Consider the following 22,013-nt stretch of genomic DNA (forward strand, 5'->3'; position numbering starts at 1 on the left):
GCCATGGACCCGTTCCCCCACCGGAGACCCGGTGCGATGATGGGTCCATGGCTTCCCTCATACCCCGTCCCTGGCTCCTGTCCCAGGAAGAGCAGAATCCCGCGATCGCCACCGGCCGGACCTTGCGCTGGGGCGTCGTGTCCACCGGCAGCATCGCCCGCACGGTGACGGCGGACCTCGCGCTGCTGGAGGACGCCGAGCTGTACGCGGTCAGTTCCCGCACCCAGGCGGCGGCGGACGCGTTCGCAGAGGGCCACGGCTTCGCCCAGGCCTACGGGGACGACGACGGCGTGCCCGGCTACGAGCGCCTGTTCGCCGACCCCGCGGTGGACGTCGTCTACATCGCCACTCCGCACGGACAGCACCATCAGATCGCCCGCGCCGCACTGGAAGCCGGTAAGCCCGTCCTGGTCGAGAAGGCCCTCACCATCAACGCCCGGGAGGCCGAGGACCTGGTCCGGCTGGCCGGGGAGAAGGGCCTCTTCCTCATGGAGGCCATGTGGAGCCGCTTCCTCCCCGCCATCCAGCGGGCCTTCGAGATCGCGGCGAGCGGCGAACTCGGCACGGTGCACTGGATCTCCGCGGATCTGGGCTTCCCGTGCCCGCCCAATCCGGAAGCCCGCATCTGGGCCCGCCGGGACGGGGGCGGCGCACTCCTGGACCTCACGGTGTACCCCCTGCTCTGGCCGCTGGGGATCCTCGGTTTCCCCGATGCGGTGGATGCCCGGGGAACGCTGACGGACCAGGGTGTGGACGCTCAGAACGTCCTGAGCCTGGGCTATTCGGGCGGCGCCGTGGCCACCCTCACCTCGTCCCTCCTGGCCCACGGGCCGCGCAGCGCGACGGTGGCCGGCGACCGGGGTGTCCTCCAGACCTTCGGTTCCGTCAACAACCCGGACGAACTGCACGTCCACCTCGGCCGCGATGAGGAACGGGTGGAGACCTTCGACACCGTCGGCACCGGGTACACCTACGAACTGCGTGAGGTCACGCGGTGCATCCAGCAGGGCCTGACGGAGAGCCCCACCATGCCGTGGAGGCAGTCGGTGGAGGTCATGCGGCTGTTCGACGGGGTGCGGGCCCAGCTGGGCGTCACGTATCCGAACGACGAACGCTGACCGCTCCCGCACCCCCGAAACGCCAGTAGGTGCCCTCATCCGGTGTGGATGAGGGCACCTACTGGCGTTTCGGGGGTGTGGCCGATCAGGCGAGCTGCGCCACCCGGCCACCGCGGCGGCCGAACAGGAGCGCGTCCAGGGAGAAGCGGCCTGCGCCGGCGATGGCCAGCGCCAGCGCGCCCACGCCGAGGAGCAGCACGAGCTCCATGCCGCCCTGGTCGACGAAGAGACCGGACTGGCCGTGCACCAGCACGATCGCGCCGAGCATGTCGAGGGCGAGCAGGGCGCCCACCACGCGGGTGACGAGGCCCAGCACGAGCGCGGCGCCGCCGATCAGCTCCAGGAAGGCGACCACGGGCCCGGCGATCTCTGCGGCCGGGACACCCATCTGCCCGAAGGAGCTCTGGACGCCGGGGAGGGTGAACTGGAAGATCTTCTGCCAGCCATGGGCGAAGAACACGACACCCAGGGCGATCCTCAGAACGGCCAGTGCGGTGTCGGTGGTACGGGAAGGGGAAACGGAAGCCATGCGGGGGTCCTCGCTATCGGTGGTCATCGGTCACGGTGGCCTCGGGACGGGCGCGAATCGTTTGAAGCTTCAAGTTCATCCTCGCAACCGCTGACAACGGCTGTCAACTGTTGTGACACATCCCACGGAATCCGATTCTTCCGGCGACACATCGGCTCGACGGGAACCGGGGCCGCTCCCCCGCACCTCCTCAGCGCCGCCGGCACCCCAGCGGACACCCCGAACGACGACGGCGGCCGGCCACCTCCGCGAAGAGGTGACCGGCCGCCGTCGTGCGGTGAGCTACCGGATCAGCGGGCGCCGAAACCGTCGATCAGCCCGTTGAGCGTGGCCGAGGGGCGCATGGCCTCTGTGGCCTTGGCCTCGTCCGGACGGTAGTAGCCGCCCAGATCCACGGGGTGACCCTGCACGGCCAGGAGCTCGGAGACGATGGTCTCCTCCTGCGCGGCGAGCGCCTCGGCCAGCGGGGCGAAGGCCTCGGCGAGTGCGGCGTCGTCCTTCTGCGCGGCCAGCTCCTGGGCCCAGTACAGGGCCAGGTAGAAGTGCGAACCGCGGTTGTCGATGGTGCCGAGCTTGCGGCCCGGGGACTTGTTCTCCAGCAGGAACGTGCCCGTGGCGCGGTCCAGGGTGTCCGCCAGGACCTTGGCGCCCGGGGTGCCGGCCTGCTCGGCGTAGAGCTCCAGGGACGGGACCAGGGCGAAGAACTCACCCAGGGAGTCCCAGCGCAGGTAGTCCTCGGCCACGAGCTGCTGCACGTGCTTCGGAGCGGAGCCGCCGGCGCCGGTCTCGAACAGGCCGCCGCCGTTGATGAGCGGCACCACGGAGAGCATCTTCGCGGAGGTGCCGAGTTCCAGGATCGGGAACAGGTCGGTGAGGTAGTCACGCAGCACGTTGCCGGTCACGGAGATGGTGTCCTCGCCACGGCGCAGGCGCTGGACCGTGAAGGTGGTCGCCTCCTCCGGGGCGAGGATGCGGATGTCCAGGCCCTCGGTGTCGTGCTCCTTGAGGTACTCGTTGACCTTGGCGATGAGCTGTGCGTCGTGGGCGCGGCTCTCGTCCAGCCAGAACACGGCCGGGGTCTGGGAGGCACGGGCGCGGGTGACGGCCAGCTTGACCCAGTCGCGCACCGGCAGGTCCTTGGTCTGGCAGGCGCGCCAGATGTCGCCCGGCTCCACGGAGTGCTCCATGAGGACGGTGCCGTCCGAGGCCACGACCTGGACGGTGCCGGCCTTGGCGATCTCGAAGGTCTTGTTGTGGCTGCCGTACTCCTCGGCGGCCTGGGCCATGAGGCCGACGTTGGGGACGGTGCCCATGGTGGTGGGGTCGTAGGCGCCGTTGGCACGGCAGTCCTCGATCACGGCCTGGTAGACGCCGGCGTAGCTGGAGTCCGGGAGGACCGCGAGGGTGTCGTGCTCCTTGCCGTCCGCGCCCCACATGTGGCCGGAGGTCCGGATCATGGCGGGCATGGAGGCGTCCACGATCACGTCGGAGGGGACGTGGAGGTTGGTGATGCCCTTGTCCGAGTCGACCATGGCGAGGGCGGGGCCCTCTTCCAGAGCCTTGGTGATGAGGCCGCGGACGTCGTCCCGGATCTCCTCCGGCAGTTCGTCGATGCCTGCCAGGAGGGCGGCCAGACCGTTGTTCGGGCTGAGGTCCGCGGCGGCCAGCTGCTCGCCGTACTTCTCGAAGAGCTCGTGGAAGTAGGCCTTGACCACGTGGCCGAAGATGATCGGGTCGGAGACCTTCATCATGGTGGCCTTGAGGTGGGCGGAGAAGAGGACACCCTCCTCCTTGGCGCGCTGCACGGCCCCGGCCAGGAACTCGTCGAGGGCGGCGGCACGCATGACGGTGGAGTCCACGACCTCGCCGGCCAGCACCTTGAGGTCCTTGAGGAGGACCTTGACGGAACCGTCCGCGAACACCTCCTGGATGGTCAGGACGTCGTCCTTGGCCAGCGTCACGGACTGCTCGTTGGAGCGGAAGTCGTTCTGGCCCATGGTGGCCACATTGGTCTTGGAATCCGAGGACCAGGCACCCATGGAGTGCGGGTTCTTCCGGGCGTAGGTCTTCACGGACAGCGGCGCACGGCGGTCCGAGTTGCCCTCACGCAGGACCGGGTTCACGGCGGAGCCCTTGATCTTGTCGTAGCGCGAGCGGATGTCCGTCTCCTCGTCGGAGGAGGGGTTGTCCGGGTAGTCCGGAAGCGCGTAACCCTGGCCCTGCAGTTCGGCGATCGCGGCCTTGAGCTGCGGGATGGAGGCGGAGATGTTCGGAAGCTTGATGATGTTCGCTTCCGGGGTCTTGGCGAGCTGGCCGAGCTCGGCGAGGGCGTCCCCGATGCGCTGGTCCTCGTCGAGGAAGTCGCTGAACGCGGCGATGATGCGACCGGAGAGGGAGATGTCCCGGGTCTCGATGTCCACACCCGCGCTGGAGGCGTACGCCCGGACCACCGGAAGGAAGGAATGGGTGGCGAGCATGGGCGCTTCGTCAGTGTGGGTGTAGATGATCTTTGCCATCAGGGCCTCTCCTACTGTTACTGGGGTTACCGTCTAAGAATCAGGCTCTCCCAGCGTACTAGCTGGCCTGCGGAGAGCCGGGTCGAGCACTGGTGGGGAGGACGACGGCGGCACGCGGCCGCCGTCGTCCTCTCGCCGTCAGTGGAAGAAGTGGCGCGAACCGGTGAAGTACATGGTCACGCCGGCCGCCTGAGCGGCTTCGATGACCTCTTCATCGCGCACGGAGCCGCCGGGCTGCACGACGGCGCGGACACCGGCGCCCAGCAGGATCTGGAGACCGTCGGCGAACGGGAAGAAGGCGTCGGAGGCCGCCACGGCGCCACGGGCGCGCTCAGGGGCGCCGGCCGCGGAGACGTTGGAGGCTCCGCCCGCGGCGTCCACCCCGGACTCGACGGCCACACCGAGCGTGTTGGCGCGTTCCACGGCCAGACGGCAGGAGTCCACACGATTGACCTGTCCCATGCCGATGCCCACCGTGCCGCCGTCCTTGGCGAGCAGGATGGCGTTGGACTTGGCGGCGCGGACGGCGCGCCAGGCGAAGGCCAGCTCGGCGAGCGTCTTCTCATCCGCGGCTTCACCGCTGGCGAGGGTCCAGTTCGCCGGATCGTCGCCGTCGGCGTCGATCACATCGGACATCTGGACGAGCATGCCCCCGGAGACCTGACGCAGCTCGGCCGGGTAGCGGCCGTAGCCGTCCGGCAGGGCCAGGAGCCGGATGTTCTTCTTCTTGGAGAGGATCTCCACGGCCTCCGGATCGAAGGACGGTGCGATGACCACCTCCGTGAAGATCCCGGCCAGGGTCTCGGCCATGCCCTTGGACACGGCGCGGTTGGCGGCCACGACGCCGCCGTACGCGGAGACCGGGTCGCAGGCGTGGGCCTTGCGGTGGGCGTCCGCGATCGGGTCCTCGGCGCCCGGGGTGGCCACGGCCACACCGCACGGGTTGGCGTGCTTGATGATGGCGACGGCGGGCTCGGCGAAGTCGAAGGCGGCGCGCAGCGCGGCGTCGGCGTCCACGAAGTTGTTGTAGCTCATGGCCTTGCCGTGGAGCTGATCCGCCTGGGCGATGCCCGCCGGAGCGGCCTTGTCCACGTAGAGCGCGGCCTGCTGATGGGGGTTCTCGCCGTAGCGGAGCACCTCGGAGCGCTCCAGCGAGACGCCGGCGTACGCGGGCCAGTCGATGACGCCGTCGCCGTCCTCATCCAGGAACTGCGTGGCGGTCCAGCTGGCGACCGCGTTGTCATAGCTGGCGGTGTGGGCGAAGGCGCGCGCGGCCAGGATGCGGCGCTGTTTGAGGCTGAAGCCGCCTTCCGTGGCGGCGGCGATCACCTGCGGGTAGAAGCCCGGGTCCGTCACGATCGCGACGGCGGCGTGGTTCTTCGCGGCGGAGCGCACCATGGCGGGGCCTCCGATGTCGATCTGCTCCACCACCTCGTCCAGCGCGGCGCCGGACTTGACGGTCTCGACGAAGGGGTACAGGTTGACCACCACCAGATCGAAGGTCTCGATCTCCATCTCCGTCAGGGTGTCCATATGGGCGGGCACGCGGCGGTCCGCCAGGATGCCTCCGTGGATGCGCGGGTGGAGGGTCTTGACCCGTCCGTCCAGCATCTCCGGGGAGCCGGTGACCTGCTCCACCTCGGTGACCGGGATGCCCAGGGCCGCGATCTTCTTGGCGGTGGAGCCGGTGGAGACCAGCGCCACCCCTGCGGCGTGCAGGCCACGGGCCAGGTCCTCCAGACCGGTCTTGTCATAGACCGAGATCAGGGCCCGGCGGATGGGAACACGGTCAAGCTGCGTGACGGACACGAATGGCACTCCAAAGTGGCACGGATTCGGCGTACGCAGCCAGCACGGGCCCACGCACGGCGACATCGATTGGCGGGATGAGGCCATTTTATCGCGCGAGACGGTTCATCCCTACCGCGTGACCCGAGGACCGTCCTCACGCGCGGAAATGATTGAAAACGGCGGAAATCAGGACCTTTCAATCCTGTTCAGACAGGAGTCATCATCGAGAACGGTCTGTTCCCCGGCCCACCGCGGCACTAGTGTGGTGGAGCATGACAGCCTTACCGGACCAGAGCGATCCTCGGGACCCCACGTCCGCCCGGCTGCCGGGGCATCTGCCCTCCGATTCCGCGGCCCTCTCGGTCCAGCCGGCCCCGGAATCCGGTCCCGTGCTGATCGCCGACATCGGTAAGAGCAGCTGCCGCCTCGAACTGCGCAGCGACCCGGCGGAGGGTTCCACCGTCCTCGCCTCCACCGTGCTGGAAGGCTTCCCCGGGCTCGCCACGGCCGAGGGGGTCAACAACGCCTTCCTCATGATCACGGACGGCTCGGCGCATCTGCGCATCTCCGAAGCCGACGGCACCCCGCTGCCCCGGCCGAGTGCCATCGGCGCCGCGATCGCCGGGGTCGCCTCCGACGAGGCCGGCTCGCGCGAGCTGGCACACCGTCTGGCCGGGCACTTCTCCGTCCCGGCCGCGGTCATCTCCGACGCCACGGCCGCCCATCTGGGAGCCTTCGGCTCCTCCCCCGGCGCGGCCGTGATCATCGGCACCGGGGCCGTGGTCTTCCGCTTCGACGACGAAGGCACCCTGCATCGCGCGGACGGCTGGGGGCCGCTGCTCGGAGACCGGGGCAGCGGCCGCTGGATGGGCCAGGAAGGACTCTCCGCGGTGCTCCAGGAGCTCGACGGCGGACCGGCCACGCTGCTCTCCGACCCCGAAGGCCTGCCCGTCCCGGCGCTCGAACTGCCCGGCTGGCTGGGCGCCGTGAGCAACCCCTACCGCGCCATGGGCTCCTTCACCCCTCGCGTCCTCGACGCCGCCGCGGCCGGGGACACCGTCGCCCTGGGCATCGTGGACCGTGCCTGCGACCAGGTGGCGCTCTCCGTCGAAAGGGCCCTCGCGTCCGGACCCGCCACCCATGCCGGGGATCCTTCACGCCGCGTCGCCCTCCTGGGTGGGGTGAGCGAATCCCCGCTCTTCCGGGCCCGCCTCACCGCCGCACTCAAGGGCATCGGGGCCGCCGTCGTCCCGGCGCTCGGCACCGGCCTCGACGGCGCCGCGCTCGCCACCCAGCCGGATCTTCTCCAGGAAAGGTACATCTACCGTGACCAGCCAGCCTGAGCCTCAGGACTCCCTCGCCGACCTCCGCGCCCAGCTGCAGGGCCTCTCCACCGAGGCGGCCAACCCGGAGTTGAGTTCCATCGACACCATGACCACGGCGGAACTCGTGAAGGCCATGAACGGGCAGGACGCTCTCGTGGCGGCGGCGGTGGAGCGCGAGCTGGACTCGGTGGCGGCCGCCGTCGACGGGGTGTACGCCAAGCTCGCTGCGGGCGGACGGCTGATCTACATCGGCGCGGGGACCGCCGGCCGCGTGGGTGTCCTGGACGCCAGCGAATGCCCTCCCACCTATGGCACGGATCCGGACATGGTGGTGGGGGTGATCGCGGGCGGCGCCCGCGCCATCCGCGAGGCCGTGGAGAACGCCGAGGACGACGCCGAGGCGGGCGCCGCGGACCTGGCCTCCCTTTCGGTCGGACCGGGCGACGCCGTGGTGGGCATCTCCGCCTCCGGCCGGACCCCGTACGTGGTGGGCGCGCTGACGGCCGCACGGGCCGCGGGCGCCTTCACGGTGGGCCTGGCCTGCAACAGGAACTCGGTGATCGGGGCGACCGCGGAAGTCGCGATCGACGTCGAGGTGGGCCCCGAGTTCGTGGCCGGTTCCACCCGGCTGAAGTCCGGCACCGCCCAGAAGCTGGTGGTCAACATGATCAGCACCCTGAGCATGGTCAAGCTCGGCAAGACCTACGGGAACATGATGGTGGATCTCCAGGCCACCAACGCGAAGCTCCGGGCACGCTCCCAGCGCACCGTCCTGCAGGCCACCGGCTGCTCGGTGGAGGAGGCCTCCGGAGCACTCGACGCAGCCGGTGGTTCCGTGAAGCTGGCCATTCTGATGATCCTGACCGGGGTCGACGCGGAGGCGGGCCGGGCCGCGCTGGAGGTCACGGGCGGACGGCTCCGCCAGGCCGTGGACCGGGCCTCCTGAGGGCCGGCCGCTGATGGACGGTTCTTCGACGGGAGAGTCCCCGAGGGACGGCTTTCAGGCGTTCGGGGACTCTCCGGCCACCGCGCCGGACGGCAGCGCTCCCGGCCCGGCTCCCGCCGTGGCCGCGTCGCCTCCGGCGTACGGGCAGATGGCCGTCGGCCACGCGCCGTCGTACCCTCAGACCCCACCGCCCGCGCCGAGGAAGGGCCGCGCCGGCCTCCTCATCGCCCTGATCGCGGTCTGCGTCCTGGGCGTGCTCGCCGTCGGCGTGGCCGTCCTGGGCGTGCTCGCCGTCGGCGTGGCCGTCCTGCGCCCCGCGTTCACGTCAGCGCCGGAGGCCTCCGCTCCGCCCCGGTTCGTCATGGCGGACCTGCCCGGATACGGCGCCGCCGTGGCCGAGATCCGGAACACCGTCAACCGCTACGCCCTCGCCGGGAAGACGGACAAGCCCGGCTTCCTCCTGCCCGGCACGCCTGCCGGCCGCAACTACGTCCTCGAATTCCAGGCGGACCTGGCCGAGCGGCTCACCACGCTCCAGAAGATGGGCGAGCGGAGCAGCGACGACCAGGCGGCCCTGAGACGGGACCTGAACGCCGTGCTGGGAACGGTCCGGACGCTCGAGAAGAACTATCTGGCCCAGGCTCCTCTCGGACGCAAGGGCCAGTTCAGGGATCCGTCCACCGGCAAGGCCCGCACCTTCACCGGAACGGCTTCCCCGAAGGCGGAGAACGCCCGGCTCGAGGCGCTGGCCCGCGGCTTCGTCGCGGCCCCCGACGCGGAAGGGTCCTACATCCCGGCCGCCACGGAACTGGTGCGGAGCTTCGGGCTGACGGTGAACTGGGACTTCGCCCAGCTGACGAAGAGCTGCCCGACCACCAAGGCCCCGGACCCGGACATCGTGGCGTCCTTCTGCACGGGCGCGCCCCGCGTGATCTACGGCAACCGGCAGACCACCGGAGCCTCCCAGGTCTTCTACTCCCCCGCGGTGGTCAGCGTGATGAAACACGAGCTCTCGCATTACCGGATCACCCAGATCTGCGGGACCCCCGTACCGGCCCCGGCCGGCAAGACCGTGGAGGCCGTCACCAACTCCTACGCCGTGCTGTTCCTCGGCGCGTCGTACGATGATCTCCAGCCGTTCGAAGGCAGCAGCCATCCGGAGTACCGGATGACGCCCCAGAGCGACGCCATCGCCAGAAGACTCCACTCCGGCCGCTGCTCCTGAGCGATGGGCCGCGGTGACGCCCAGCCCCGAAGGAGATCATGAACAGCCACTCCAGAGTGCCCCGCGGTGACCTGCTCATCCAGGAACTGCCCTGGCGCTGGCGCGTGCAGGGGAAGATCTTCCTCATCGGCGGACTGGGCTTCATGTTCGACGCCTGGGACGTCACCCTCAACGGGATCCTGATCCCCCTGGTGGGCAAGGAGTGGGGCCTCGGACCGGCGGACGCCGCCTGGGTCGGCACCGCGAATCTGGTGGGCATGGCCCTGGGCGCGTTCCTCTGGGGGACCATCGCGGACACCCTCGGGCGCAAGAAGGCCTTCACGGCCACGCTGCTGATGTTCTCCCTCTTCACGGTGGCCGGCGCTCTGGCACCGGACTTCGCCTGGTTCTGCGCCTTCCGGTTCCTGGCCGGCTTCGGTCTGGGCGGCTGCATCCCGGTCGACTACGCCCTGGTGGGTGAGTTCACGCCCAGCAGGCACCGAGGCCGGGTCCTGACCGCGATGGACGCCTGGTGGCCCCTGGGCGCCGCACTGTGCGGTGTCATCTCTGCCTGGCTCGTGGGCCTGTGGCACGATTGGCGGCTCACCATGCTGGTGATGGTGCTTCCAGCGCTCCTCGTCTTCTGGATCCGGCGCGGAGTCCCGGAATCCCCGCTCTTCCTCGTCAACAAGGGCCGGAACCGGGAAGCCGCGGCCGTCATCGACCAGCTGGTGCGCGACACGGGCACTCCGGCCCGCCCCTACACCTTGCCGGAGGCCCAGCCGCCCGCCCGGCTCACGGCCCGGGGCGTCTGGGACCAGCTCGCGGCGCTCTGGCGGTTCGACTGGCGCATCACCGCGACCGCCTGGGCACTCTTCCTGACGATCCTGCTGGTGTATTACCTCTCCCTCACCTGGATGCCGAAGATCCTGATCGGCGCGGGATTCGCCGACTTCCGGGCGTTCCTCACCACGGCCGGGATGGCCGCCGTGGGCCTGCTGGGCGTGCTGGTGGCCGCACTGCTGGTGGAACGCGTGGGTCGCCGCTGGATCCTGGGCGTCACAGGCCCGCTCTCCGGCCTGCTGCTGGTCCTGGTGTCGTTCTCACTCGGCGACCCCGTCCAGGCGGTCGCCTGGCTCCTGGCCTTCGGCTTCGTGGTGCAGATCGCCATCCCCGTGCTGTACACCTACGTCTCCGAGCTGTACCCCACGTCGCTGCGGGCCAGCGGATTCGGCTGGGCGTCCACCATCTCCCGGCTCGGCGCCGGCTTCGGGCCGCTGCTGTTCGCCGGCTACTTCTGGCCGCAGTGGGGCCTGGCGAACACCTTCCTGGCGCCCACACTGCTGGTGGTCCTCTCCGTGGCCGCGATGGCCCGCTTCGCCCCGGAGACCGCGTCCCGGCGCCTGGGCTAGCGAGCCGACGGCCGCGGCTTCACGACGACGGCGGCTTCACGACGACGGCGACCGGCCCGGGCGCCGCGGTCGGCCGGCCTGGCCGGCCGGACGAGGCTGCCGCGGTTGCCCGGCCCGGCCGTCCGCGCTCAGTCCTTGCGGCCCAGGCTCCTGGCGAGCGCCACGGCCTCCCGGGTGGAGACCTCCGGCAGATAGGCCTTGCCCAGAGCCACCCCGATGCCCGGCAGGGCCAGCACGTCCTGGTACGCCATGGACAGCGTCACGTATTCCGGGTGGAACTTGGCCTTGAACCGGAACAGGGAGCTGAAACCGTACGCCGGCTCCAGGGTCCGGGACAGCCACGCCAGGAAGGCGTCCATCCCGGCACGTTCCTCCGGTTCCTCGGCTCCCGCCGCGGCCGGTTTGGTGGCCAGGGGCGCTCCGGAGAGGCTCATGTAGAGGTATCCCTCGTCACGCATGTGCAGGGCGGCCGAGGCGATCAGGAACTCCATGACCCCGTTGAACGAATCCTGCGAGCGCCGCATGAAGTCGAGGGTCCACCCGATGATCTCGCCGTCCTGGTGCATGGGCATCCAGGACGTGACCGCTTCGATCCGTCCGTCCTCGGCCAGGGCGAGCATGAGCCTGACCTCCGGGTCCCGGAGCTCGTCCATGCCGCCCAGGGTGAAGCCCATCTCGGGCAAGTCGCTCTCCGCCACCCAGGCCTCCGAGATCGCGGCGATCTCGGTGGTGGCGGCGAACGGCAGCTCAGCCCAGGAGGTCCACACGGTGGTCTTGCCTTCGCGGACGGCCTTGTTCAGCGCGGTCCGGACACTCTGCCAGTGCTTGCCCTTCATCGAGAAGTCGGCCGTGTGCACCACGGTCTCCTCCCCCACGGACATGTGATGCCAGCCGAGCTCCTCGAGCGCCGGGAGGTACTGCGGGTGGATCGAGTAGAAGACCGGGGTCCAGTTGTGCTCGTCGCAGAACGCCAGGAATCCGCGGATGGTCTCCCCGGCCCGTTCCGGGGCGCACACCGGATCCCCGAGGGCGATCGCGTTGCCGTTGATCACCCGGTACGGGAGGGCTCCCTCACCGTCCTTCGTGAACCACGGGGTGTTGCCCTCCCAGGTCCCCATGTGCCCCAGGGAGCCACCGCCGTGGCGGCGCAGCAGCGCGCGGAAGGCGTCGGCGTCGTGCGCTGTGGCCAGTCGGGGCGAGCGTGAGAGAAGCCATACCACCAGCCCGACGAAGAACGCCCAGAAGGCGGGACCACACCACTGATACGCCCAGCTGACCGCCGAATGCCGCGGCATGACCACATGCGTCGTGCGTCCCACGAAATGGGGCGGGATGAACCGGCGCGGGGCCTCCAGGATGATCTGCAGAGGGCTGGTGTGCGGCACGATCGCCGCGAGGTTGGCCAGTGCGGAGACGATGTAGGCCACGGTCAGGACCACGAAGCTCACGCCGAGCGCCAGCCAGAAGCGGCGCACCGCCGTGCGCGGGGCCCGGATGCCGAAGTGCTTCCGGGTGGCGATCAGCATGACCAGGGAGCCCACGGGGACCAGCGCCGCCGTGACCACCCAGATGACGAGCTCGGAGGCGTCGAACGGCCGGTGCGACGGCGAACCCGCCTGCGCGATCACACGCACCACGCCGAAGGAGCCCGGCGCGAACAGCAGGATGGCCGAGTTCACGCAGACGGCGAGCCACCAGCCGAACCGCCGTCCGCGGTACAGGCCCCAGGCGGCCAGGCCCAGCAGCACCACCGGCACGAAGGACATCGCGAACATCCCGGGGCCCTGAGAGCCCAGCCGTGCCAGCTGACGGACGCACTGTCGGGTGATGGGCATGTCACCGCGGCAGACCGCGGTGAGGGTGGCGGGATCGATCGGGTCGTTCATGAAGAGATACGAGCCGAACGCGAAAGGCGTGAGATCGGTGCTGCCGAGGAACGCCACCACGGGACCGATCGCGGTGACCAGCACGACGGCGGCCACGAGCGTGCGCGTCTCACGGTGGGAGCTGTGCGGCACCTTCACCGCGAGCGGCTTGCTGTGCGAGGCCAGAAGGACGCCCAGCGGCAGACCGATGAGCACGGCCACCAGGCGGTACAGGTCTTCAGGATCCCCGGAGTACAGGACGAAGATCAGCATGAAGGCGAACAGCACCACGCGGATGCGGCGGCGCCACAAGGTGCCCATCGAAGCGGTGGCCGCGGCGATGGCACCGATCACTCCGGTCAGCGGATCCACTGTGATCGCCGTGGACGCGCCGGTGGACCACCACTCCCAGGTCAGGGTGCCGAGCCACTGCAGGAGCACACCCAGGGTGCCGGCGATCAGACCGGTGACGAAGAAGGCGAGCGCCGCCTTCCGTGTCCCGAGAGTCCGCTCGGCCAGTCCGAGGAGGAGCACGGCGCCCAGCATCCCCACCACGGTGGCCGTGAGGTCCTGCGGAATGAGCAGGGCTGACAGCGGCGTCCACCACTTACCGGCGTCCAGGGTGGTGTCCACGCCCAGGCCCCAGGAGTTGCGGACGGCGTTCATGTCCCCGTGGAACGAGGTCCAGGTGAGGATGGTCGTGGTGAGGAACACCGCGGCCATCAGGAAGGAGAACGGAATGCGCCGGAAGAAACCGTCCAGCCATTCCTTGGTGTTCCGGAGCCGACCGGTGGGCGGCTGGGTCAGGAGCTCGGACGCATGCCCGGCTCCCTGCGTGCACACTTCCAGCATGGGATCAGCGTCTGACTGATCCGCCCCGGGCTCCGCAGAGCGAGGTGCGTACCGGCCGTCGCCGCCTGGCGTCGTCTGATCGTTCACAGTCTGAACCTGTCCGTTGGGTCGATCCCGCGCAGGGCGGATCCTTCATAGCTCACGAGACCGCGGGCATTCATGGCGCCGCAAGCCCCCATCGGGAGTAGAGGACGTTGAACGCCTCGGTCAGGCCGCCGACGACGGCGCCGGAGACGTGCCCAGCCCCGGGCACGATGTGGAAGGTGCCCTTGATGCCCACGGACGTGGCGGTCGCGAGGGACCGCTTCGCTGCGACGATGTATTTCGGGTCTTCACTGCCCGCCGTATACACCGCGACCGTGTCCAGATAGTGGCGGTGTGCCGTCATGATGTTGCGGGGCTTGACCGCGTTGTAGGCCGCCTGGTTTCCATTGAAAGCCGTGGCCAGGGTGTAGCCGGCCTTCTCCGAGCCCTGGAACTCCTCGCCCGAGATGGAGGCATAGCTGCCGAAGTCCTTCGGGTATTTGGTGCCGAAGTACGCCGCGCAGACCCCGCCGTTGGAGTACCCCATGAAGGTCCAGTACTTGCGGTCCTTCTGGATCGGCAGATTGGCGCGTGCCCAGGGCACCACGTCCTTCATGATGTAGGTCTCCACCTGCCCGCGGGAGGTGTTGAGGCAGAGCGGATCCTTCATCGGATCGCCTAGCTGGTCCACGACCAGGATCACGGGTGCCAGGCCATGGTGCTTGGCCGCCATAGCGTTGGCCACGGACGCGATCGACGCCGGATCCGGGCTACCGGGCTGACCCATCATCATGATGACGAACGGCAGGAGCGGCGGGTTCTTCACGAGAGCGGCCGGCGGCAGGTAGAGACCGGGCCAGCGGGCCGGGAAATGGGAGTGCGCGGCCGGGATGGGAGCCGGGGTCTTCCCCTGCTGTCCCTCCGACGGCATGCCCGCCGGCGCCACCCAATGCTTGTAGAGCGCCTCGGTGGAGTCAGTCGTGTTCCAATCGCTCGCAGGAGCCACACGCACCACGTTCGCGGTGTCGATCTCCAGGAGCGATGCGAGCGTCGGGTTGAGCCCGTAGGCAGCATTGATCTGGAACGCCGCGGTGATCAGGAAGACGACGGCGGACACCCCCGCGAGCACGCTGCGCCACCAGCGGCCGCCCCTCAGGTTGAGAACGGCCAGGAGGACGCCCGCGAATGCCGCAGGCGCCCAGAACCAGACCTCGTTCAGGAACGGCTCGCCGAACGTGTTGTCCACGTCCTGCAGGTACCAGAGCAGCCCGAGCCCGATCCCCAGGCCCAGCAGGAGCCCGCCGGCTGCGTAGAGGAACCACCGGGCGCGGCGGTGTTTGAACACGAGATACAGGAGGAAGACGATGCTCAGCGCGCTCCAGGCGAGGAGGAACTTCGGTCCGATGATGACCGTGTCCAGGACATGCTTCCAGAAGTCCAAGGCCACTCCCCGAGTACTGTGTTCCGACGCAGACTGCGCGTCGGCCCATCAAGAACAATGGGTGCGTTCTGAGGCGCGCGCTGTAATTTATAGCAAGCCGCGCTGAACGATCGCTGACAGTGTGCTGACAAGCAGCCGACGTTCCACGACCTTGATCCGTTCGTGCAGATCGGCTTCCGTCTCGCCGTCGAGGATCGTCATGGCTTCCTGCGCGACGATGGGGCCCGTGTCGACGCCGGCATCGGCCCAGTGCACGGTGCAGCCGGTGACCTTCACGCCGTACGCGAGCGCGTCCCGGACTCCATGCGCACCGGGGAAGGCCGGCAGCAGGGCGGGATGGGTGTTGAGGTACCGGCCCTGGAAGGTGTCGATGAACGCCGCGGAGACGATCCGCATGAAGCCCGAGGACAGCACGAGGTCCGGTGTGTAGGACGACACCACGCGCGTCAGCTCGGCGTCCCACTCCGCACGGTCCGCGTAGTCACGGAAGTTCACCGTGAACGCCGGGATGCCGGCCTCGCGGGCGCGGATCAGGCCGTAGGCGTCGGGGCGGTCGGAGCCGACGGCCGCGATCTCCAGGTCCAGCTCGCCCCGTGCCACCGCATCGATGACGGCTTGAAGATTCGATCCGCTCCCGGACACCAAGACCACAATTCGCATGATCCAAGAGTATCCAGTGCGGATCGCCGCCCCGAATCGGTTCAGGGCAGGGTCAGGCTCGCCACATACGGCACGGTTCCCGGCGCGGCCAGACCCATTCTCGGGTAGAGCCACTGCAGGGTCTTCTCGATCCCGCCGTCGAGCCCGGTGTGAGAGTGGTCGCCATGCGGGACGATGTAGAGCGACGTGTCCATGCCGGCCTTCTTCGCCGCCGCGGTGTAGGCCTGAGCGGCAGGGAAGAAGACGCCGTCGTTCTGGCCGACGGTGAAGATCGCCCGGGTGTCACGGTACGGGGCCTGCTTCGCCATGATGTTCATCGGTTTGACGTTGTTGTACGCGGTCTGGTCACCGTGGAAGACGTCGTGGAGCACTTCGGCGCTGTGATCCGAGCCCTGGAAAGCCTCGGCGCCCAGACCGGCGAAACTGCCGAACACCTGCGGGTACTTCGACCCGAAATAGGCCGCGCAGGATCCGCCGTTGGAATAGCCGACGATCGCCCAGTCCTTCCGATCCTGGCGCACCGGCAGATTGTTCCTGATCCACGGCACGACGTCCTTCATCATGTACGTCTCTACTTTGCCCATGGCGGTGTCGAGGCAGAGGGGATCAAGATTCGGATCACTCAGCTGATCCACGCCGACCACAATCGGACCCAGTCCGTGGTGCTGAGCAGCATACGCGTTGACTGCGTAGCCCATGAGGCGCGCGTCGGGATGGCCCGGCTGTCCGAGCATGAAGATGATGACAGGCAGTCGCGGAGGGTTCTTCACCAGAGCGGCTGGCGGCAGGTACAGGGCAGACCATCGGGCGGGGAAGCCGGAATGCGCGGCGGGGATGTACCGGGGGGTGGTGCCGATCTGCCCGACGGTAGGCAGATCCGCCGGGGCCTTCCACTCCTCGTAGAGGGGTCGCTTGAGGTTCTCGCTCTTCCAGTGTTCCTTTCCGGCGAACTCCAGCGGTTTGGCGGTATTGATGTTCAGCAGCGCGCCCAGGGTCGGGTTGAGCCCGTACGCAGCGTTGATCTGGAACGCCGCCGTGGCGGTGAACAGCAGGACACCGGCCACCGCCACGGCCTTGCGCCACCAGCGGCTGCGCCTGAGATTCAGCACCGCCAGGGCCAGGCCGGCGAACACCGCGGCGGACCACAGCCACACCGGAAGGATGATGCCGTCACCGAAAGCATCCTGGACCGTGATCAGCCACCACGCCACCAGCCATCCGAGCCCGGCCCCCACCACGAGGGCGAGGAGCGCCTTCACAAACCAGCGGACGTTCCACTCCTTGAACAGCAGGTAGAGCACGACGCCGGCGCTGAGCACCGACCACACCAGCAGGAAGCCGTCACCGAGGATGTCCGCAGTGAGAAGCGGTTTGAAAAATTCCATGCCGGTGGCCTTTCCGTCGAGGGCGGCCTGAACGTCCGCCCAAGGAATTGTGCACCTGGTGTCCTGAAAGTTCCCTGGGGGTCACGCGGAAGGAACTCGTGCTGCGCCCGCCGGGGGCTTTGCGCCGCCCGCTCAGTCCGCGGACTTGCTCGCGGAGAACGACTCGCTCATCCGGCGGGAGGGGGTGTCGTCGTCGTACCCGCTCAGCTGCTCACGTTCCAGCCATGGCGCCACCGAGTGACCGATCACGACGCCGATCGCCACTTCGCAGCCGAGGTACAGGGCCAGCTGCAGCGCCGGAGCCCCCAGATGGCTGAGCCGGCCCAGGCCGAGTGAGCCGCTGGTCATCCAGGCGAGCACGAGGGCGACCGCCCCGGTGACCGCGCCGACGGCGGCGGCCAGCACGAGCGTCGACGCCGGCATCGTGAACCAGCGCGCCTTGACCCGGATGGACAGCCACTCGTCGAAGTGGTTCTCCCCTTCACGCAGGAACCACCAGCCGGCGAGAACTCCCGCCACGACGGGGACCAGGAGTGCCACGAAACCGAAGGGCAGGGCACCGCTCGGCAGGGCGGCCAGGACGGGTACGGCCGGAACGGGGCCCACTGCGGTGCCGAGCGCGCCGGCCGTGGAACCCACCCCGAGCGTGATACCTGCTCCGCTGAGCCAGGACAGCGAGTACACCACCAGGTGAGGGAGGTAGCCCAGCTGCGCGAGGGTCAGAGCCGCTCCGCCGGGGATCCCGCCTCCCAGGCCCTCGTAGACGCTGACCACATCGGCCCAGTGCCCCACCAGGGTCACGGCCAGCATGAGCGCGGCGAGCGACAGGGCGGCCATCACCGCCAGGAATCCGGCGCGCACGACCGTCCACAGATAGGAGCCCGCCCAGCGCGAATGCTGGCTGGTCCGGGAGATCCAGTCGACCGCCTCCACCCCGATCAGGCGCGACCACGAACGGGACTCACGCCGCGCCCCGAGGACCAGGCCCAGGAAGACCGGCAGCAGCGGAATCAGCGCCGCCTGCACCAGGTTGATCCGCACATCGACCGTTCCGCAGACGAAGGCCGTGGCGAAGGAGAACGCACCGTACACCAGCAGCGCGCCGAGGGCCGCCTGCCAGAGCTGGTCCGAATAGGACGCGCGCGCCAGGCGTTTCCCGGCCCGCCAGGAAAGCGCGAAGGGAATCAGCGCGAGACCCCAGGGCAGCAGGGTGAGGGGCCCGCCCAGATCCTGCGAACTCGTGGTTCCCGCATACAGGTGCACACTGAGCGGAACTCCGTGGATGAGGAGCCAGGCCTGACCGGCCAGACGCGCCATGAAGTCCGGGCCGGTGGGACCGAAACCGCCCGTGGCCCACACCCAGAGGACCGGCAGCAGGACGAGCAGCGCGGAGATGATCGCAGCCTGGGCGGCTTCGAGCCCGCCTTGCAGCCACAAGGGCATGGGAAGGCCACGGTTTCCGCTCTGGTCTGCACGCAATTTCATCCCTTCCATCCTGCCACGCCGCGGGCTGCGCGGGCGTGAGGCCACCGCGGCGGCCGGCCGGGTCCTGGACTGCCCGTTAACCCAAGCTTTCCCTTCCGGCCAGCTCAGGGATGCGCCGTCGTCAGGAGCGGCGCGCACCGTGGAAAGCGTGAGGATCGCAATCGTGGCAGAGTCCTTCCTGCCCTTGATGAACGGTGTGACGCACTCGATCCTGAGGGTTCTGGATCACCTGCAGGAGCGCGGCGACGACGTCCTGGTTATCGCCCCGTCGTCCGGTGCGGAGGAGTCGCCCTCGCACGTCTCCGGAGCGGCCGTCCACCGGCTGCCCGCGGTGCCCCTGGCCGGTTACACGAATGTGCGCGTGGCCCTGGGCGGTGTCAACCGGGTCAAGAGAATCCTTGCCGGTTTCGCCCCCGATGTGGTTCACCTCGCGTCGCCGTTCGTGCTGGGCTGGCGTGCCGTGCAGGCCGCGCAGCAGCTGGGGATTCCGACGGTGGCGGTGTATCAGACGGAGGTCCCCGGGTACGCGGCGCGGTACGGGGTGCCTTTTCTGGAGAACTGGGCCTGGCAGCGTGTGGAGGACATCCACCTGCTGTCCTCCCGCACCTTGGCGCCGTCCAGCTTCGCGCGGGACCAGTTGCAGGGACGCGGCATCCCCCGCGTGCACCTGTGGCGCCGCGGCGTGGACACCCGGCGCTTCCACCCCTCCAAGCGCGACGACGCGTGGCGGCTCGCGGTGGCACCGCACGGTGAGCGCATCATCGGCTTCGTGGGCCGTCTCGCGGTGGAGAAACAGGTCGAGGACCTACGGGTCCTGGCTGACCTGCCCGGGACCCGTCTGGTGATCGTCGGCGAGGGTCCACAGCGGGATTCCCTGGAGAAGCTGCTGCCGGGCGCCATCTTCACCGGGTTCCAGGGTGGGGAGGATCTGGCCCGGCTGGTCGCGTCCTTCGACCTCGTCGTCCATCCGGGCGAATTCGAGACCTTCTGTCAGACCATCCAGGAGGCCATGGCGTCCGGAGTGCCCGTGGTGGCCACTGGCCGTGGCGGTCCACTCGACCTCGTGGACAACTCGCGGACGGGCTGGCTCTACGCGCCAGGCGATCTCGGGCAGCTCCGGCGCCACGCCACCGATCTGCTCGGCGATGACGTCAAGCGCCACGCCTTCGCCCGCGCGGCCTTGCAGAGTGTGCAGGGACGGACCTGGGAGGCGATCGGCCGCCAGCTGGTGACGCACTACGAAGCCGCCATCGGACTGGGTGTCCCGCGCATCCCCACCCCGACGCCCGCCGTGCGCGCGGCCGCCCGGGAGGGCGCGGTGCGTTCCTGGGCGCGATCTCTGGTGGAGCCCGCGACGCCGTTCCGCGCTCCGCGGGCTCACACGGCCTCGGGTCCAGGGACGTCTCGTCATTCCGAACCATCCAAGAAGAACCGCTGAAGTAGAGGAGCCGGAACATGAAGATCTCCGTCATTGGCTGCGGGTACCTGGGAGCCGTTCATGCCGCCACTCTGGCGTCGATGGGTCACGAAGTGGTCGGCATCGACACGGATCAGACGAAGATCCGCCAGCTCTCCCGGGGGCAGTCCCCGTTCTACGAACCCGGCCTTGAGGAACTGCTGCGTCACGGGACGTCCCTGGGCACCCTGACCTTCTCCTCGGATTTCTCCGAGGTGGCGGACAGCCAGGTGCATTTCCTCTGTGTCGGGACGCCTCAGTCCAAGACCGGGGAGGGTGCGGACCTGGGCTATCTGCTGTCCGCCACGCGCGAGGTGGTCGCGCACGCACCGGCACGCTCGGTGCTCGCCGGGAAGTCGACGGTCCCCGTCGGAACGGTCGACATGCTGGAAGCCCTGGTGGCTCAGGGCGAAGAACTGGTGCTCGCGTGGAATCCCGAGTTCCTCCGGCAGGGAACCGCGGTCAAGGACTCGCTGATCCCGGATCGCCTGGTCTACGGCGTGGCGGGCGCCCGTGGCGACGCCGCGGTGGAGGCGCTCGACGAGGTCTACGCTCCCCTGCTCGACGCCGGCGTGCCCCGGCTCGTGTGCAGCTATGCGACGGCGGAGCTCATCAAGTCGGCCTCGAACGCCTATCTGGCCACCAAGCTCTCCTTCATCAACGCGATCGCGGAACTCTGCGACGCCGCGGGCGCCGACGTCGTCGAACTCGCCTCGGCCATGGGACTGGATCCCCGGATCGGTGCGCGGTACCTGCACGCCGGACTCGGCTTCGGCGGTGGATGCCTCCCGAAGGACATCCGGAGCCTGCGGACTCAGGCCCGGACCCTCGGCGTCGCGAGCCTCGAAGACTGGATGGGCACGGTGGATGGGATCAATCAGGCCCAGCGGGTCCGGAGTGTCGATGCTGCGGAGCGGCTGCTGGGCGGTTCCGTCTCCGGACGCCAGGTCACCGTGCTCGGTGCGTCGTTCAAGCCGGACACCGACGACATCAGGGACTCCCCCGCCATGGATGTCTCGGTCCGCTTGGCGGAGGCCGGGGCACATGTCACGGTGACCGACCCACGGGCCATCAACAACGCCTGGCTGCGGTTCCCGCAGCTGCGCTTCGAACTCAGCCCTTTGGCCGCTCTGGAGGGGGCCGACCTGGTGGTCCTCGCGACCGAATGGGACGAGTACCGTTCGCTCGATCCGGTCCGCACGGGCGCTGTGGTGCGCCGTCGACTGCTGCTGGACACCCGCAACGCCCTCGACGCGGATCAGTGGTCGAAGGCCGGGTGGACCGTGCACGGACTCGGGGTTCGCCCCCGGATGGCCCACGCCGGAACCGTCAGCCGGGCTCTGTCCTGAGCACCGTTCTGCCGTAAGTCCCGGTCCGCCGCAGTTCCCGGATCGGGACAGACTCCTCTGCCGGATTCACCGTTCCTGTTTCCCCACCACTGTTTCCGCGTTTCCGGTGGTTTCCGTTTTTCCGGCCGGCCTCCGGCCGGGCAGCAACCGACGGACAGGCGTCGGACAGGCGAAGGGGCCGGTCGCTGCTGCGACCGGCCCCTTCAACGTTCTGGAATCGCCCTGCCGTTCATCGACACCGGGCTATTCGGAGAACCTCAGATAGCGGTGATGTTGACAGCCTGCGGACCCTTGGGGCCCTGCTCGATGTCGAACGACACGCGCTGGTTCTCTTCGAGAGAACGGTAGCCGTTGCTGTTGATTGCGGAGTAGTGCGCGAACACATCCTGGGAACCATCCTCAGGTGCGATGAAGCCGAAGCCCTTTTCCGCGTTGAACCACTTGACGCTGCCTGTTGCCATGTCTTTCTTACTTTCCTTACTGAAGGTTTACGGATCCCCGGTATATGAGACCCGGCGAGTGGATGCTTCAACCATGCTTCAGAAAGATGGGCGAGGACGCCACGGTACTACCTGAACTGCTGAGTGCCAAACACATCGACTCGTCTAGTTTACAGGTGGTGACTCGGATTTCCATAGGGTTTTGTGAAAATCTT

Annotated in this window: 16 protein-coding genes; 7 read left to right on the forward strand and 9 right to left on the reverse strand. The window is 68.8% G+C overall.

What is annotated here, in order from left to right; translation table 11 throughout:
* Positions 1-47: 47 nt before the first annotated feature.
* The gene (locus AB4Y75_RS09780; protein ID WP_441435671.1) at positions 48-1,118 is read left to right on the forward strand and encodes a Gfo/Idh/MocA family protein; all 1,071 of its coding nucleotides are present in this window, start codon (positions 48-50) and stop codon (positions 1,116-1,118) included.
* Positions 1,119-1,203: 85 nt separating this feature from the next.
* Here the strand turns inward: AB4Y75_RS09780 and AB4Y75_RS09785 are convergent, their stop codons facing one another.
* From AB4Y75_RS09785 to purH, 3 genes are all read right to left on the reverse strand, one after another.
* On the reverse strand, positions 1,204-1,647 hold the full coding sequence (locus AB4Y75_RS09785; RefSeq protein WP_441435672.1) for a DoxX family protein: 444 nt from the start codon (positions 1,645-1,647) through the stop codon (positions 1,204-1,206).
* 290 nt (positions 1,648-1,937) lie between these two features.
* Positions 1,938-4,163 carry an NADP-dependent isocitrate dehydrogenase gene (locus AB4Y75_RS09790; protein WP_441435673.1) on the reverse strand — a complete coding sequence of 742 codons (2,226 nt, stop codon included), beginning with the start codon at positions 4,161-4,163 and terminating at the stop codon, positions 1,938-1,940.
* A 138-nt stretch (positions 4,164-4,301) separates the two neighbouring features.
* Positions 4,302-5,972 carry a bifunctional phosphoribosylaminoimidazolecarboxamide formyltransferase/IMP cyclohydrolase gene (gene purH / locus AB4Y75_RS09795; RefSeq protein ID WP_441435674.1) on the reverse strand — a complete coding sequence of 557 codons (1,671 nt, stop codon included), beginning with the start codon at positions 5,970-5,972 and terminating at the stop codon, positions 4,302-4,304.
* A 254-nt stretch (positions 5,973-6,226) separates the two neighbouring features.
* On the opposite strand from purH, the gene AB4Y75_RS09800 reads away from it, so the two are divergent.
* From AB4Y75_RS09800 to AB4Y75_RS09815, 4 genes are read left to right on the forward strand one after another with little or no spacing between them, the layout of a single operon-like run.
* Complete coding sequence (locus tag AB4Y75_RS09800) at positions 6,227-7,297, forward strand: N-acetylglucosamine kinase (RefSeq protein WP_441435675.1); 1,071 nt, start codon at positions 6,227-6,229, stop codon at positions 7,295-7,297.
* Positions 7,281-8,225 carry an N-acetylmuramic acid 6-phosphate etherase gene (murQ, locus tag AB4Y75_RS09805; RefSeq protein WP_441435676.1) on the forward strand — a complete coding sequence of 315 codons (945 nt, stop codon included), beginning with the start codon at positions 7,281-7,283 and terminating at the stop codon, positions 8,223-8,225. The genes AB4Y75_RS09800 and murQ overlap by 17 nt, the downstream gene beginning before the upstream one ends.
* A 13-nt stretch (positions 8,226-8,238) precedes the next feature.
* Entirely contained in the window at positions 8,239-9,450 is a 1,212-nt protein-coding gene (locus tag AB4Y75_RS09810; protein WP_441435677.1) for a hypothetical protein, read from the forward strand.
* A gap of 38 nt (positions 9,451-9,488) precedes the next feature.
* The gene (locus AB4Y75_RS09815) at positions 9,489-10,841 is read left to right on the forward strand and encodes an MFS transporter (RefSeq protein WP_441435678.1); all 1,353 of its coding nucleotides are present in this window, start codon (positions 9,489-9,491) and stop codon (positions 10,839-10,841) included.
* Between the two features lie 128 nt (positions 10,842-10,969).
* On the opposite strand, the gene AB4Y75_RS09820 is transcribed toward AB4Y75_RS09815, so the two are convergent.
* From AB4Y75_RS09820 to AB4Y75_RS09840, 5 genes are all read right to left on the reverse strand, one after another.
* The gene (locus AB4Y75_RS09820) at positions 10,970-13,558 is read right to left on the reverse strand and encodes a phosphatidylglycerol lysyltransferase domain-containing protein (RefSeq protein WP_441435679.1); all 2,589 of its coding nucleotides are present in this window, start codon (positions 13,556-13,558) and stop codon (positions 10,970-10,972) included.
* A 157-nt stretch (positions 13,559-13,715) separates the two neighbouring features.
* Positions 13,716-15,023 (reverse strand): alpha/beta hydrolase, encoded by a 1,308-nt coding sequence (locus AB4Y75_RS09825; RefSeq protein WP_441435680.1) that lies wholly within the window; start codon positions 15,021-15,023, stop codon positions 13,716-13,718.
* An 87-nt stretch (positions 15,024-15,110) separates the two neighbouring features.
* On the reverse strand, positions 15,111-15,683 hold the full coding sequence (gene purN / locus AB4Y75_RS09830) for a phosphoribosylglycinamide formyltransferase (RefSeq protein WP_441435681.1): 573 nt from the start codon (positions 15,681-15,683) through the stop codon (positions 15,111-15,113).
* 41 nt (positions 15,684-15,724) lie between these two features.
* Positions 15,725-17,068 carry an alpha/beta hydrolase-fold protein gene (locus AB4Y75_RS09835; RefSeq protein WP_441435682.1) on the reverse strand — a complete coding sequence of 448 codons (1,344 nt, stop codon included), beginning with the start codon at positions 17,066-17,068 and terminating at the stop codon, positions 15,725-15,727.
* A gap of 132 nt (positions 17,069-17,200) precedes the next feature.
* Positions 17,201-18,553 (reverse strand): cell division protein PerM, encoded by a 1,353-nt coding sequence (locus AB4Y75_RS09840; RefSeq protein ID WP_441435683.1) that lies wholly within the window; start codon positions 18,551-18,553, stop codon positions 17,201-17,203.
* Positions 18,554-18,701: 148 nt separating this feature from the next.
* On the opposite strand from AB4Y75_RS09840, the gene AB4Y75_RS09845 reads away from it, so the two are divergent.
* On the forward strand, positions 18,702-19,991 hold the full coding sequence (locus AB4Y75_RS09845; protein ID WP_441435684.1) for a glycosyltransferase family 4 protein: 1,290 nt from the start codon (positions 18,702-18,704) through the stop codon (positions 19,989-19,991).
* A gap of 17 nt (positions 19,992-20,008) precedes the next feature.
* Positions 20,009-21,358 (forward strand): UDP-glucose dehydrogenase family protein, encoded by a 1,350-nt coding sequence (locus AB4Y75_RS09850; protein WP_441435685.1) that lies wholly within the window; start codon positions 20,009-20,011, stop codon positions 21,356-21,358.
* A gap of 257 nt (positions 21,359-21,615) precedes the next feature.
* Here AB4Y75_RS09850 and cspE read toward each other — a convergent pair whose 3' ends face one another.
* On the reverse strand, positions 21,616-21,819 hold the full coding sequence (gene cspE / locus AB4Y75_RS09855) for a transcription antiterminator/RNA stability regulator CspE (RefSeq protein WP_066214383.1): 204 nt from the start codon (positions 21,817-21,819) through the stop codon (positions 21,616-21,618).
* Positions 21,820-22,013: the final 194 nt, after the last annotated feature.

The sequence above is a fragment of the Arthrobacter sp. RAF14 genome (genome assembly GCF_052114185.1).
Taxonomy (GTDB): Bacteria; Actinomycetota; Actinomycetes; order Actinomycetales; family Micrococcaceae; genus Arthrobacter_E.